The organism is Streptomyces sp., from assembly GCF_050698815.1.
In the GTDB taxonomy this organism is placed as follows: Bacteria; Actinomycetota; Actinomycetes; order Streptomycetales; family Streptomycetaceae; genus Streptomyces.
Genome location: NZ_JBOHCV010000738.1, coordinates 14,051 through 27,886 on the forward strand (window position 1 = coordinate 14,051; position 13,836 = coordinate 27,886).

Sequence of the window (13,836 nt, forward strand, 5' to 3'; positions counted from 1 at the left end):
GCCGCCATGCCGCTGTTTCGCCAAGTCTCGCTCCGGATCGCCCGCCGGCCGGCGGAGCCGGGTCAGCGCAGGAGGTCGTAGGCGGGCACGGTCAGGAACTCCTCGTACTTCTCGTCCAGGGCGACCTGGAGCAGCACGTCGTGGGCCCGCTGCCACTCGCCGGCGTCGAAGGCCTCCGCGCCCAGCTCCTCGCGGAGCCCCGCCAGGTCCTCGGCCGCGACGCGGCGCACCAGGTCCGGCGTGACGCGCTGTTCGCCCTCCGGGGTGTCGGTCAGGACCACGCCCGCGTTGACCCACTGCCAGATCTGCGAGCGGGAGATCTCCGCGGTGGCCGCGTCCTCCATCAGGCCGAAGATGGCCACCGCGCCCATACCGCGCAGCCACGCCTCGATGTAGCGGGTGCCGACCTGGACGGCGTTGCGCAGTCCCGCGTACGTCGGCTTCGCCTCCAGGTTGTCGACGGCGATCAGTTCGGCGGCGGTGACGTGTACGTCCTCACGCAGCCGGTCCTTCTGGTTCGGCCGGTCGCCCAGGACCGCGTCGAAGGACTCCCGCGCGACCGGGACCAGGTCGGGGTGGGCGACCCAGGAGCCGTCGAAGCCGTCGGCGGCTTCCCGGTCCTTGTCGGCCCGTACCTTCGTCAGCGCCTGCTCGTTGGCCTCGGGGTCGCGGCGGTTGGGGATGAAGGCTGCCATGCCGCCGATCGCGTGGGCACCGCGCTTGTGGCAGGTGCGCACCAGCAGTTCGGTGTACGCGCGCATGAACGGCGCCGTCATCGTGATCGCGTTGCGGTCGGGGAGTACGAACGTGGCGCCGCCGTCACGGAAGTTCTTGATGAGGGAGAAGAGGTAGTCCCAGCGGCCGGCGTTCAGCCCGGAGGCGTGGTCGCGCAGTTCGTAGAGGATCTCCTCCATCTCGTACGCTGCGGTGATCGTCTCGATCAGGACGGTGGCCCGGACGGTGCCCTGCGGGATGCCGCAGTGGTCCTGGGCGAAGACGAAGATCTCGTTCCACAGCCGGGCCTCGTGGTGCGACTCGGTCTTGGGCAGGTAGAAGTACGGGCCCTTGCCCTGGTCGGTCAGGCGCCGCGCGTTGTGGAAGAAGTAGAGGCCGAAGTCGACGAGGGCGCCGGGCACCGGCTCGCCGTCCACCCGCACGTGGCGCTCGTCCAGGTGCCAGCCGCGCGGCCGCACGACGACGGTGGGCAGTTCCTCCGCGGGCTTCAGCCGGTAGGACTTCCCGGACTTCTCGTCGGTGAAGTCGATGCGGCGCTCGTAGGCGGCGATCAGATTGAGCTGGCCGCCGATGACGTTCTCCCACGTCGGGGCGGAGGCGTCCTCGAAGTCGGCGAGCCACACCTTGGCGCCGGAGTTGAACGCGTTGATGGTCATCTTGCGGTCGGTCGGACCGGTGATCTCCACGCGGCGGTCGTTGAGCGATTCGGGCGACGGGGCCACCTGCCAGTCGCCGTCGCGCATGTGCGCGGTCGTGGGGAGGAAGTCCAGGGTCGAGGTGCGGGCGATCTCGGCCCGCCGCTCGGCGCGCTGGGCCAGCAGTTCGTCGCGGCGCGGCGTGAACCGGCGGTGCAGGGCGACCAGGAAGTCGAGGGCGGCCTCGGTCAGCACCTCCTCCTGATGCTCCACGGGCGCTGCGCCGACGATGTCCAGCGGGGACGACGCTGGTGTGGGCATGGTGGTCACTCCTTCAACGGCGGTCTCACGGCCGCCGGATCGCGTGCGGTGCGGCACGGAGTGCCGCGAGCTGTGCGCGGTTCCGGGAAGCGGTCACCGGCGCCGTGGTGGGTCGCGAACGCTTCTGAACAGTGGAGACTAGTTTCCTCATGGTGGAACATCAAGGGTCTGTTGATGTCGAGACACCTCTCACCCGTCCGGTGTCGCCGCACCCTGGCCCGGCGTGCCAGTGCCGGCCGCTGCCGGATCAGGGACTGCGGCGGTGCAGACGCTGAAGGTCGGCGGGGGTGTCGATGTCCGCGGGGTCGGCGACGTCCGCGCACTCGACCAGCTCGATCGCGGCCGCCCGCGCGTGCAGATAGCCTCGTGCCCCCTGGTCGCCGCTCGCCGCCGCGGCGACGCCCGCCCAGTGCTCCGCGCCGAACAGGACGGGGTGGCCGCGGTGCCCGGCGTAGGACGCGGCGGCGAGGGACGCGGGAGAGAGGCAGAGGGCGCGGACCCGGTTCACCGCCGTCGCGCCGATGCCCGGCTGGTCGACGAGCGAGACCAGCGCGGCGTCCGTGCCCGTGCCCGTGAGGGAGTCCAGGCCGAGCCGGAGCGACGAACCCATGCCCGTGGGCCAGTCGGGGTTGTCGAGCACGACGCAGCCGGAGAGGTCGGCCAGCGCCCGTACCTCCTCGGCCGCCGCGCCCAGCACCACGTGCACGCTCGCGCAGCCGCCGGCGCGCAGCGCCCGCGCGGCGTGCTCCACCAACGGCCGTCCGTGCAGCGGCAGCAGCGCTTTGGGGCGCCCGCCGAGCCGCCGCCCGCCGCCGGCGGCGAGCAGCAGCCCGGCGACCACGGGCCTCGTCGGGTGCGCCGGCTGTCCGGGTGTCTCGGTGTTCCGCATCGTGCTCCCTGCATACCGTACGAATGCGCACAGGTCGTGAAAGACGGCGCGAGATCGGCTAGTTCGCGCCCCGAATTTCGCCCTCCGTGTGGCGCGATGTGCGGAGAGTGGCGTTTACTGTGGTCAGCTGCCCGCGTTCAGCTCCGCGAAGGCGAGCGGCAAACATCTCTGTGGGGGAGATCTGTGGTGCGAAGTGAAACTGTGGGGCAGTGCGAAGTGCCCGACGTGGACGGCCGCGAAGACCCGCGCGTCGCCGAGCTGCGAGCCGCCGTGACCCGGCTCCGGGCCGAACTGGACGACTACCCCGCCCAGTTGCGAGACCGGCGCACCGCAGAGGACGAACTCGACACGCTCGCGGCCCTGGTCGGCACGGGCGCGCCCCCGGCAGCGGGACTGTGCCGCTCGCTGCTCCTGATAGCCGCGGCCGTCGGTTCGGTGAGCGCATTGCGTGCCGCGCTGGCTGATCTGCGAAATGCGGTGGAGCTCTTCGGCGAGCCCCGTCCCGTCCAGCGCGTCAACTAGCGGGCGCCGGGCGCCGACCCGTCCTCCGGCTCCGCTACCCACCCGTGCTCGTGCTGGCCAGCGCCTTGGAGAGCTGTTCGGCGACCTCGTGCAGCAGCGGGACGAACCTGTCCGTGGCCGCCTCCGTGACGCGGCCCGCGGGTCCGGAGATGGAGAGGGCCGCGGCCGTCGGTGAGTCGGGCACCGAGACGGCGATGCAGCGGACCCCGACCTCCTGCTCGTTGTCGTCGACCGCGTATCCCACCGCGCGGACGTGCGCGAGTGCGGCGAGGAAGCCCTCCGGAGTGGTGATCGTCCGGTCGGTGGCCGCGGGCATGCCCGTACGGGCGAGCACCGCCCGGACCTCCTCGTCCGGGGCGTGCGCGAGCAGCACCTTGCCGACGCCCGTGGAGTGCGGCAGGACCCGTCGTCCGACTTCTGTGAACATCCGCATCGAGTGCCGCGAGGGCACCTGCGCGACGTAGACCACCTCGTCGCCGTCCAGCAGCGCCATGTTGGCCGTCTCGCCGGTCTCTTCGACCAGCCTGGCCAGGTACGGGCGGGCCCAGGTGCCCAGCAGCCGGGAGGAGCTCTCGCCGAGGCGGATCAGGCGCGGGCCCAGCGCGTACCGGCGGTTGGGGTGCTGGCGGACGTAGCCGCAGGTGACCAGGGTGCGCATCAGCCGGTGGATGGTGGGCAGCGGCAGTCCGCTGCTGCCGGACAGCTCGCTCAGCCCGACCTCGCCCCCCGCGTCGGCCATCCGCTCCAGCAGATCGAAGGCGCGCTCGAGTGACTGGACGCCTCCCGTTGCCGCCGGAGCTGCGGGGGCGGCGGCAGCACTGTCGGCGCTGGCGGGTGTCTGCTCGGCGGACGGCGGCACGTCGCGTTCCTCTCCTGCGGGTGAGGCGCATGTTACCCGCACGGATCAGTGGCACGGTCTGGCAGCGACGAGCACGGCATCTCGCATGATGGAATCCTCTTCTCTTTTCGTGGAGTCCACGAAGGGTGCGTCTTGACGCGGGCCGGGTCCGCCATGAAGATTTCCATCAACAGAATGTTGAAGAAGGGGAGCCTCCGGTGCCCGACGTACAGCTCGTGCTGCGCTCGACGCGCGTCGTCACGCCCGAGGGCACGCGGGCCGCCTCCGTGGCCGTGGCGGACGGCCGGATCGCGGCGGTGCTGCCCTACGAGGCCGAGGTGCCGGGCGGCGCGCGGCTGGTGGACACCGGCGAGGACGTGCTGCTTCCCGGCCTGGTCGACACCCACGTGCACGTCAACGACCCCGGCCGTACCGAGTGGGAGGGCTTCTTCACCGCCACCCGGGCCGCCGCCGCCGGAGGTGTCACCACCCTCCTGGACATGCCGCTCAACTCCCTGCCGCCCACCACCGACGTCGCCGCACTGCGCACCAAGCAGGACGTCGCGCGCGGCAAGGCCCACGTCGACACCGGCTTCTGGGGCGGCGCGATCCCGGGGAACGTGGGGGAGCTGCGGCCGCTGTACGAGGCCGGGGTGTTCGGCTTCAAATGCTTCCTGTCGCCCTCGGGCGTGGAGGAGTTCCCCGAGCTGGACCTGGACCAACTGGCCGCCGCGGCCGCCGAGATCGCGAGCTTCGGCGGGCTGCTGATCGTGCACGCCGAAGACCCCGCACACCTCACCGCCGCCCCGGAACAGGGGGCGCGCGCCTACGCCGGCTTCCTCGCCTCCCGCCCCCGCGCGGCCGAGAACGAGGCCGTCGCCCGTCTCGTCGCCCTGGCGCGGAAGCACGACGTCCGTGTGCACGTGCTGCACCTCTCCTCCGGTGACGCGCTGCCCCTGATCACGGAGGCCCGGCGGGCGGGCGTACGGCTGAGTGTCGAGACCTGCCCGCACTTCCTCACCCTCACCGCCGAGGAAGTCCCCGACGGTGCCACGGAGTTCAAGTGCTGCCCGCCCATCCGCGAGCGGGTGAACCAGGACGCGCTGTGGCAGGGCCTTGCCGATGGCACCATCGACTGCGTCGTCTCCGACCACTCGCCCTGCACGCCGGAGTTGAAGGACGGCGACTTCGGTACGGCCTGGGGCGGCATCTCCTCCCTCCAGCTCGGTCTGCCCGCCGTCTGGACCGAGGCCCGCCGGCGCGGACACACCCTGGAGGACCTCGCCCGCTGGATGTCCGCCGCCCCGGCACGGCTGGCGGGCCTGGCCGGCCGCAAGGGCGCCATCGCACCCGGCCGGGACGCGGACTTCGCCGTCCTGGCCCCCGAAGAGACCTTCACCGTGGATCCGGCGCGGCTGCACCACCGCAACCAGGTCACCGCCTACGCGGGCCGCACCCTGCACGGCGTCGTGCGCGCCGCCTGGCTGCGCGGCGAGCAGATCGCCGATCACGGGCGCCCGCTGCGGCGGTCCGGACGACTGATCGAGAGGACGTACGCGTGACAGCCCTGCCCAGCCCTGTGACCAGCACGCACTTGTTCACCGGTGACGCGAGCCCGTACGGGGGCGGCGATCCCTACGCCGACTACCGCACCACCGAGTTCCCCTTCACCCACCTCCCCGGGCTGGCGGACCTGGCCGGCCGGAGCCTCGGCGCCGCCGTCATCGCCGCGAACGACGAGTTCTTCGCCGACCGCGAGAACCTGCTCAAGCCCGGGCCGGCCGAGTTCGATCCCGAACGCTTCGGCCACAAGGGCAAGATCATGGACGGCTGGGAGACCCGGCGGCGGCGCGGCACCTCCGCCGCGGCGCCGCACCCGACGGAGGAGGACCACGACTGGGCGCTGGTACGGCTCGGCGCCCCCGGCGTCATCCGCGGCATCGTCGTCGACACCGCCCACTTCCGCGGCAACTACCCTCGTGCCGTCTCGGTCGAGGCCGCCTCGGTGGCCGGTGCGCCAGCGCCGGAGGAACTGCTCGCCGACGACGTCACCTGGACGACGCTCGTGCCCAGGACGGTCATCGGCGGCCACGCCGCCAACGGCTTCGCGGTCGGCGAGGAGCGCCGTTTCACTCACCTCCGCGTCAACCAGCACCCCGACGGCGGCATCGCCCGGCTGCGCGTCTACGGCGAAGTGGCCCCCGATCCGGCCTGGTTGACGACGCTGGGCACCTTCGACCTGGTGGCGCTGGAGAACGGCGGTGCCGTCCGGGACGCCTCCGACCGCTTCTACTCCCCGGCCACCAACACCATCCAGCCCGGCCGTTCGCGGCAGATGGACGACGGCTGGGAGACCCGCCGCCGACGCGACACGGGCCACGATTGGATCCACTACTACCTCACCGGGCAGGCCGAGATCCGCGCCGTCGAGATCGACACCGGGTATCTGAAGGGCAACGCGGCGGGCTGGGCGGCGCTCCTGGGCAGGGACGGCGAGCAGGGTGAATGGAGCGAACTGCTGCCCCGTACCCGGCTCCAGCCCGATACGGTGCACCGCTTCCTGCCGGCGCACGCTCCGGCCGTGACCCAGGTACGCCTCGAGATCTTTCCCGACGGCGGCATCGCCCGGCTGCGCCTGCACGGCTCGCTGACGGCCGACGGCCTACGGCAACTCACGGAGCGTCACCGGCAGCTGGGCGGGTGAGGCGGGGCCCGCGTGAGGGCCATGTGGGGGCCACGTGGGTGAACGGCCGGGAAAAATCCATGACTTGGCGTTGACATGCCATCTACGCGCGTCACGATGGGAGTCATGAGAATCCCCCCACGTATCGGGCGCGTCAGCGCCCTCGGTGCCCTGTCCCTGACCCTCCTCGTCGGCGGTCCCGCCGCGCTCGCCCAGGCGAACGGCCCGGCCGCCCACACCCCGGCCGCCTCGGCCCCCGCCGCCGTCGCACCGCTCGCCGTCGGCGAGGTCTGTCTGTCCGCACTGCCGGCCGAGGCGCACCACACCCTCGACCTCATCGAGCAGGGCGGCCCCTACCCGTACCCGCAGGACGGCACGGTCTTCGAGAACCGCGAGGGCCTGCTGCCCGACCAGAACACCGGCTACTACCACGAGTACACCGTGGAGACGCCCGGTTCCCCCGACCGCGGCGCCCGGCGCATCGTGACCGGTGAGGAGCAGGAGGAGGACTACTACACCAAGGACCACTACGAGTCCTTCGACAAGGTCGACCACGCCTGCTGACGCGGGTGTGCCGGTAACATCTGCCGGGCCCGCCGGGTGGGTTCACGCCGCCCGGCGGGCCCGGCGGCCGTGCCCGCGGACGAGGCCGGCGTAGCGGCACCCGCCGCCCTTCGTAGCCGTGGGCCCACTCGAAGTCGCCCCTCGGCGACCCGTCTGGACAAGACAGGTGGCCGATGCGGCAGGAAGTGCACCCCCGGGGGTGGCATCGTCCGCATGAGCGGGTAACGTTCTCCACAGAGAGTGATGCCATGGTGGCAGATGTGGGGAGATATCGGTGGCAAGTGCGCCGGAGGCTGTTACCTGTGGTGAGGCGATGCTTCTGATGCTCGCCGAGCCCGGAATCCCGCTGGACCACGCGGTCTCCTTCCGGCGCTCCGTCGCCGGCGCCGAGTCCAATGTCGCTCAGGGTCTGGCCCGGCTCGGCCACTGGGCCCGCTGGATCGGCCGCGTCGGCGACGACCCGGCGGGCGAGGCCGTGCTGCGCGAGCTGCGCGCCGACGGCGTGGACGTCTCCTGTGCGGAAATGGACCCGGACGCACCCACCGGGCTGCTGCTGCGGGACAGCCACGCACAGCGCCCGATCGACGTGCAGTACTACCGTGCGGGCTCCGCCGCATCCTTCCTCTCCCCGGACCAGATCAGCGCCGACGCGCTCGAGGGGGTGCGGGTGGTGCACATCTCGGGCATCACCCCCATGCTCTCCGAGTCGGCGGAACAGACCACTTGGGCCTTGGTGGAGCGGGCCCGGCAGGTCGGCGCCGTGGTCTCCTTCGACCCCAACGTGCGGTACAAGCTCGGCACCGGACACGAGTGGATGCGTACCGTGGGCCCGCTGCTGCGGGAGGCCGATCTCGTGATCGCGGGCGAGGACGAGCTGGAGCTGCTGCTCGGCTGCGGCCCGGACGAAGCGGCCAAGGCGCTGCTGACGTTGGGCCGCGCCCGTACGGTCGTCGTGAAGCACCGCGACCACTCCGCGTCGGCGATCAGCGCGGACGGACAGTGCACGCAACCGCCCTTCGCCATTCCGGTCGCCGACCCGGTCGGGGCGGGCGACGCGTTCGCCGCGGGCTGGCTCTCCGCCTGGCTGCGCGACCTGCCGCCCGAGCAGGCGCTCGCCGAAGCGGCATGCGTGGCCGCCCTGGTCGTGCAGGCACCCGGCGACACCGACGGGCTGCCGACCGCCGCCGCCCGCGACCGCGCCCTGACCGCCCTGGTGCAGGGCGCCGACTCCGTGCACCGCTGATCACCCCGTGCTCGCGGGCATGGCGGACCCACGCCCCACGAGTACACAGAAACAGCACACAGCGCACAGAACCACCGCACCACTCGCCGTATCCGACCGCCGACGACAAGAGAGGTGGCAACTGCCGTGTACCGCTGGGAGATCACCCGTGCCGCACTGGAGCAGCGCGTCTTCGCCATCATCCGCAGCGACAGCTACGAGCACGTCACGGCGACGGCCGACACCCTGCTCGGCGCCGGGATCACCAGCATGGAGATATCGCTGACCACCCCGTTCGCGCTGGACGCCATCGGCACGCTGCGGCGCGAGACCGATGACGACTCGATCGTGGGCGCGGGCACCGTACTGGACGCCACGTCCGCCCGGATGGCGATCGACGCGGGCGCGCGCTTCCTCGTCTCACCCAGCCTGGACGCCGAAGTGATCCGCACCGGGCACCGCTACGGCGTGCCCGTCTTTCCGGGCGTCGCCACGCCCACCGAGATGGTGCGGGCGATGGAACTCGGCGCCGACGCGCTCAAGCTCTTCCCCGCCTCGGCCCACGACCCGGGCTGGCTGCGGGACGTACGGGCGGCCCTGCCGCACGCCCCTGTGCTGCCCACCGGCGGCGTCACACTCGAGACCGCGCCGGAGTGGATCGCCGCGGGCGCCGTCGCCTGCGGCATGGGCTCGGCGCTCACGGCGGGAGACCGGGAGACCGTGGCCAAGCGGGTCACGGCGTTGCTGCAGCGGCTGGAGGACGCGGTTCCCGCCCCGCCGCGCGGAGGCAGATCCTGAGGCCGGGCGACCGCATGTTCCGCCTCACATGCCTCCCGAACCGCCACCTCACCGGCACATCGGGAATCTAGTCTGGCCGGATGAGGATCAGCGAGTGCCGGGAAGAAGACGTCGTGCTGCTCGACCAGCACATGCCGTCCCCGGGTTCCTCCCAGTACGCCTACCGGTTCGCCCGGCAGCTGGACGGCACCAGTTCCTTCCTCGTCGCCTGGCGGGACGGCCGCCCGGTCGGTAGCTGCGAGGTGCGCTGGGAGGGCTGCGCGGCACCCGAGGTGAGGGCCGTGCATCCCGGCTGTCCCGAGATCAACGGTCTCGGCGGCTGGCTGGGCACGCTCCGCTCCCACCGCGTGGCGAGCGCACTGATCGGCGCCGCCGAGGAACTCTCCCGCGAACGGGGCCGGATCAGCGTCGGCCTGGGCGTGGAGAAGAACAATCCGCGCACCGAAGCCCTCTACAAGCGGCTCGGCTACCGCCCTGCGACGCCCTACCTCGACCTGTGGTCCTACGAGGACGGGGCGGGCCTCACCCATCGCGTCGCCGACGCCTGCACCTTTCTGGTCAAGGACCTCCAGCTCATCCCCGCCCCCGACCCGGTGCACCGCGACGCCTCGGTGCACCGCGACGGCCAGGTCTCCCGCGACGGCTGAGTCCCGCGTCCCGAGCCCCGGGTCAGCCGGCCTGTGCCAGCTCCGTCATCGGGACCGGGCGCGCCTCGCGGCGTGAGCGTTCGCACGCTTCGGCGATCCGCAGCGCCGCCAACGCCTCGTAGCCGTCACAGGGGTTGGGCGCCTCACCGCGCACCGCGTGCAGGAAGGCGGCCAGTTCGGCTTCGTAGGCGGGGGCGAAGCGGTCGAGGAAGCCCGGCCACGGCGTGCCCGCCGGGGCGGTCGCCGTCGGCTCCAGCGAGGTCAGCGGGGTACGGGGGTCGAGGCCCACGGCCACCTGGTCCTTCTCGCCGGCGAGTTCCATCCGGACGTCGTAGCCCGCGCCGTTGACGCGGGTGGCCGTCGCCGTGCACAGCGTGCCGTCGTCCAGGGTGAGCAGGGCGGCGGCGGTGTCGACGTCGTCGGCCTCGCGGAACATCGCGGGGCCCGCGTCCGAGCCCGCGGCGTACACGGAGACCACCTCGCGGCCGGTCACCCAGCGCAGCGCGTCGAAGTCGTGGACCAGGCAGTCGCGGTAGAGCCCGCCGGAGTGCGGCAGATAGTCCGGCGGCGGCGGCGCCGGGTCGGAGGTGGCGGCGCGTACCGTGTGCAGCCGCCCGAGCCGGCCGGAGCGCACCGCCTCGCGGGCGGCCGTGTACCCCGCGTCGAAGCGGCGCATGAAGCCGATCTGCAGCAGTGTGCCCGCCGCGTCGACCGTGTCCAGCGCCTGCTGGGTGCCGGGCAGATCGAGTGCGATGGGCTTCTCGCAGAAGACGGGCAGGCCGCGCTCCGCCGAGGCCCGGATCAGCTCGGCGTGCGAGGCCGTCGCCGAGGCGATCACCACGGCGTCGGGGCCGAGCGCGAGCAGTTCGGCGGGGGAGGACACGTGGGTGCCGCCGAGAGTGGCACCCACCGCGGCGGCGCGTGCGGAGTCCGCGTCTGTCAGGAGCAGTTCGGTCACCGCGGGGTGCGTGGTGAGCGTACGGGCGTGGAAGGTTCCGATCCGGCCGGTGCCGATGATTCCGATGCGCATGGCACCACGCTGGCCCGGGCGCCGAGTGCTGTCAATACTTTGTCCGGACAATCGAACTAATGGCTTCCGGTGGACGGGCCTGGCCACTACGCTCCGTCCGTGGCCAAGAATGATCCAGCGGACCTCGAGTTCAGTGTGGACCGCAGCAGTCCGGTTCCCCTGTACTTCCAGCTCGCCCAGCAGCTCGAGAACGCCATCGAGCGCGGCAAGCTCGCCCCCGGTAGCCTTCTCGGCAACGAGATCGAACTCGCGGGACGGCTCGGGCTGTCCCGGCCCACGGTGCGGCAGGCGATCCAGTCCCTCGTGGACAAGGGCCTGTTGGTGCGGCGGCGCGGGATCGGCACACAGGTCGTGCACAGCCAGGTCCGCCGCCCGCTGGAGCTGAGCAGCCTCTACGACGACCTCGAGGCGGCCGGCCAGCGGCCCGCGACCCGGGTGCTGCGGTACGAGACGGAGCAGGCCACCGCCGCGGTCGCCGCCGCCCTCGGGGTCGCCGAGGGTGAAGAGGTGCGGCGCGTGGAGCGGCTGCGGCTCACGCACGGCGAGCCGATGGCCTACCTGTGCAACCACCTGCCGAAGGACCTGCTCAAGGCGGTGGGAGTCGAGGAGCTGGAGTCGACCGGGCTCTACCGGCTGCTGCGAGTGGCCGGGATCACCCTGCACAGCGCGCGCCAGTCCGTCGGCGCGCGGGCCGCTACCGCGGCGGAGGCGGAGCTGCTGGGGGAGGCCGCGGGCGCGCCGTTGCTCACCATGGAGCGGACCACGTTCGATGACACCGGGCGGCCCGTGGAGTACGCGTCGCACCTCTACCGCGCCTCGCGGTACAGTTTCGAATTCCAGTTGCTCGTACGCCCGTGAACCGCTGTGACCTCGGGGTTCCGGAATATGTTCGGACAAAGTCTTGACGCTGTCGTCGGCGTCCGGCTAGAACTCCGCTCATGGTCCTTCGGCGAAGAGTACGTACAGCGACAGCGGTGGCACTGACGAGCGCGGCACTTCTGGCAGCGGCCGGGTGCAGCAGTTCCGGCGGCAAAGAGTCCGAGGAGAAGAGCGGCGGCGTGGGCGGTGGCAAGGGTGTCGACACCCCACGGCTCACGATCGCGATGGTCTCCCACTCCGGGGACGGCGACACCTTCTGGGACATCGTGCAGAGCGGAGCGAAGGACGCGGCCCGCAAGGACAACGTCGAATTCGACTACTCGCACGACAAGGAGGCGGGCAAGCAGGCCCAGCTCGTGCAGTCGGCCATCGACAAGAAGGTCGACGGGCTGATCGTCACGCTCGCCAAGCCGGACGCCATGAAGGGCGTCGTGAAGAAGGCGGTGAAGGCCGGGATACCCGTCATCACCATCAACTCCGGCGGCGAGCACTCGGCCAAGCTCGGAGCGCTCTCGCACATCGGCCAGGACGAGTCGGTCGCCGGCGAGGCCGTGGGTGAGGAGCTGAACAAGCGGGACCGTAAGAACGCTCTGTGCGTCATTCACGAGCAGGGAAACGTCTCCCTCGAGGAGCGCTGCGCGGGCGCGAAGAAGACCTTCGACGGGAAGCTGGACACGCTCAACGTCGACGGCACGAACATGCCCGGCGTGCAGTCCTCCGTCGAGGCCAAGCTGCAGTCCGACAGCGGCATCGACTCCGTCCTCACCCTCGGCGCACCGTTCGCGGCGACCTCCGCGAAGGCCAAGGAGAAGGCGGGCAGCAAGGCGGAGATCGACACCTTCGACCTGAACGCCCAAGTGGTGAAGGGGCTGAAGGACAAGTCCTTCGGGTTCGCCGTGGACCAGCAGCCCTACCTGCAGGGGTACGAGGCGGTCGACGCCCTCTGGCTGAACAAGTACAACGCCAACGAGCTGGGCGGCGGCAAACCGGTCCTCACCGGCCCGCAGATCGTCACGGAGAAGGACGTACCGCGGCTGGAGAAGTACACGGAGCGCGGGACCCGGTGACCGGGCTCCGGACGGCAACCACGCAAGGAACCCGATGACGGCTACACCCACCTCCACGCCCGCCCCCGCCCCGGGGGCCGAGGAGCAAGGCACGGCCGCGAAGGCCGACGAGCGGCTGGTGCACCGGTCGCTGCCGCGCCGCCTGCTCGGCCGCCCCGAACTCGGCGCGGTCGTGGGCGCCGTCGCCGTGTTCGTCTTCTTCTCCTTCGCGGCCGACAGCTTCCTGCGCGCCTCCAGCCTCTCCACGGTGCTCTACGCGGCCTCCACGCTCGGGATCATGGCGGTCCCGGTGGCGCTGCTGATGATCGGCGGCGAGTTCGACCTGTCGACGGGCGTGATGGTCACCACGTCCTCGCTCGTCTCCTCGATGTTCAGCTATCAGATGACGGCCAACGTGTGGGTCGGCGTCGGCGTCTCCCTGCTGGTCACGCTGGCCATCAGCTTCTTCAACGGCTTCATGCTCATCCGTACGAAGCTGCCGAGCTTCATCATCACGCTCGGCACCTTCCTGATGCTGACGGGCATCAATCTGGGCCTGACCAAACTCATCAGCGGCACCGTCTCCACCAAGACCATCGCCGAGATGGACGGCTTCGAATCGGCCAAGGCGTTCTTCGCCTCCGAACTGACGGTCGGCGGCGCGCAGATCCAGATCACCGTCGTGTGGTGGCTGGCCCTGGTGGCGGTGGCGACGTGGCTGCTGCTCCGTACCCGGGCCGGCAACTGGATCTTCGCGGTCGGCGGCGGTCAGCACACCGCCCGCGCGGTCGGCGTGCCGGTCGCCCGTACCAAGATCGGTCTCTATCTGGGAGTGGGCCTGGGTGCCTGGATATCCGGGCAGCATCTGCTCTTCAACTACGACGTCGTCCAGTCCGGCGAAGGCGTCGGCAACGAGCTGATCTACATCGCCGCGGCAGTCATCGGCGGCTGCCTGCTCACCGGTGGCTACGGCACCGCGATCGGCGCCGCGATCGGCGCGTTCATCTTCGGGATGACCAACCAGGGC

Annotated in this window: 14 protein-coding genes; 10 read left to right on the forward strand and 4 right to left on the reverse strand. The window is 71.4% G+C overall.

Annotated elements, in window-relative coordinates; genetic code table 11:
* Positions 1 to 62 precede the first annotated feature (62 nt).
* Positions 63 to 1,691, reverse strand: coding sequence for a malate synthase A (gene aceB, locus ACRDP3_RS26215; protein ID WP_431519482.1), 1,629 nt, complete (start codon positions 1,689 to 1,691; stop codon positions 63 to 65).
* Between the two features lie 247 nt (positions 1,692 to 1,938).
* Positions 1,939 to 2,580 (reverse strand): nucleotidyltransferase family protein, encoded by a 642-nt coding sequence (locus ACRDP3_RS26220; protein WP_431519483.1) that lies wholly within the window; start codon positions 2,578 to 2,580, stop codon positions 1,939 to 1,941.
* A gap of 186 nt (positions 2,581 to 2,766) precedes the next feature.
* Between ACRDP3_RS26220 and ACRDP3_RS26225 the strand changes: the two genes are divergently transcribed.
* Positions 2,767 to 3,102 (forward strand): DUF5955 family protein, encoded by a 336-nt coding sequence (locus ACRDP3_RS26225; protein WP_431519484.1) that lies wholly within the window; start codon positions 2,767 to 2,769, stop codon positions 3,100 to 3,102.
* Between the two features lie 34 nt (positions 3,103 to 3,136).
* On the opposite strand, the gene ACRDP3_RS26230 is transcribed toward ACRDP3_RS26225, so the two are convergent.
* On the reverse strand, positions 3,137 to 3,961 hold the full coding sequence (locus ACRDP3_RS26230; RefSeq protein ID WP_431519485.1) for an IclR family transcriptional regulator: 825 nt from the start codon (positions 3,959 to 3,961) through the stop codon (positions 3,137 to 3,139).
* A gap of 197 nt (positions 3,962 to 4,158) precedes the next feature.
* Here ACRDP3_RS26230 and allB point away from each other — a divergent pair, with 197 nt between their 5' ends.
* From allB to ACRDP3_RS26260, 6 genes are all read left to right on the forward strand, one after another.
* The gene (gene allB / locus ACRDP3_RS26235) at positions 4,159 to 5,502 is read left to right on the forward strand and encodes an allantoinase AllB (protein WP_431519486.1); all 1,344 of its coding nucleotides are present in this window, start codon (positions 4,159 to 4,161) and stop codon (positions 5,500 to 5,502) included.
* 17 nt (positions 5,503 to 5,519) lie between these two features.
* The gene (gene alc, locus ACRDP3_RS26240) at positions 5,520 to 6,644 is read left to right on the forward strand and encodes an allantoicase (RefSeq protein ID WP_431519495.1); all 1,125 of its coding nucleotides are present in this window, start codon (positions 5,520 to 5,522) and stop codon (positions 6,642 to 6,644) included.
* A gap of 105 nt (positions 6,645 to 6,749) precedes the next feature.
* On the forward strand, positions 6,750 to 7,187 hold the full coding sequence (locus ACRDP3_RS26245) for a ribonuclease (protein ID WP_431519487.1): 438 nt from the start codon (positions 6,750 to 6,752) through the stop codon (positions 7,185 to 7,187).
* Between the two features lie 313 nt (positions 7,188 to 7,500).
* Positions 7,501 to 8,430 (forward strand): sugar kinase, encoded by a 930-nt coding sequence (locus ACRDP3_RS26250; protein WP_431519488.1) that lies wholly within the window; start codon positions 7,501 to 7,503, stop codon positions 8,428 to 8,430.
* A 126-nt stretch (positions 8,431 to 8,556) separates the two neighbouring features.
* A complete protein-coding gene (locus ACRDP3_RS26255; protein WP_431519496.1) occupies positions 8,557 to 9,207 on the forward strand; it encodes a bifunctional 4-hydroxy-2-oxoglutarate aldolase/2-dehydro-3-deoxy-phosphogluconate aldolase in 651 nt (216 codons plus the stop codon).
* A gap of 80 nt (positions 9,208 to 9,287) precedes the next feature.
* A complete protein-coding gene (locus ACRDP3_RS26260) occupies positions 9,288 to 9,854 on the forward strand; it encodes a GNAT family N-acetyltransferase (protein WP_431519489.1) in 567 nt (188 codons plus the stop codon).
* A gap of 22 nt (positions 9,855 to 9,876) precedes the next feature.
* Here the strand turns inward: ACRDP3_RS26260 and ACRDP3_RS26265 are convergent, their stop codons facing one another.
* Complete coding sequence (locus ACRDP3_RS26265; protein ID WP_431519490.1) at positions 9,877 to 10,884, reverse strand: Gfo/Idh/MocA family protein; 1,008 nt, start codon at positions 10,882 to 10,884, stop codon at positions 9,877 to 9,879.
* Positions 10,885 to 11,019: 135 nt separating this feature from the next.
* On the opposite strand from ACRDP3_RS26265, the gene ACRDP3_RS26270 reads away from it, so the two are divergent.
* The 3 genes from ACRDP3_RS26270 to ACRDP3_RS26280 all read left to right on the forward strand — a co-directional run.
* Entirely contained in the window at positions 11,020 to 11,742 is a 723-nt protein-coding gene (locus tag ACRDP3_RS26270) for a GntR family transcriptional regulator (protein WP_431519497.1), read from the forward strand.
* Positions 11,743 to 11,822: 80 nt separating this feature from the next.
* Positions 11,823 to 12,830 (forward strand): sugar ABC transporter substrate-binding protein, encoded by a 1,008-nt coding sequence (locus ACRDP3_RS26275; RefSeq protein ID WP_431519491.1) that lies wholly within the window; start codon positions 11,823 to 11,825, stop codon positions 12,828 to 12,830.
* 34 nt (positions 12,831 to 12,864) lie between these two features.
* Positions 12,865 to 13,836: ABC transporter permease (locus ACRDP3_RS26280; RefSeq protein WP_431519492.1), on the forward strand; the 972-nt coding region annotated here is incomplete at its 3' end.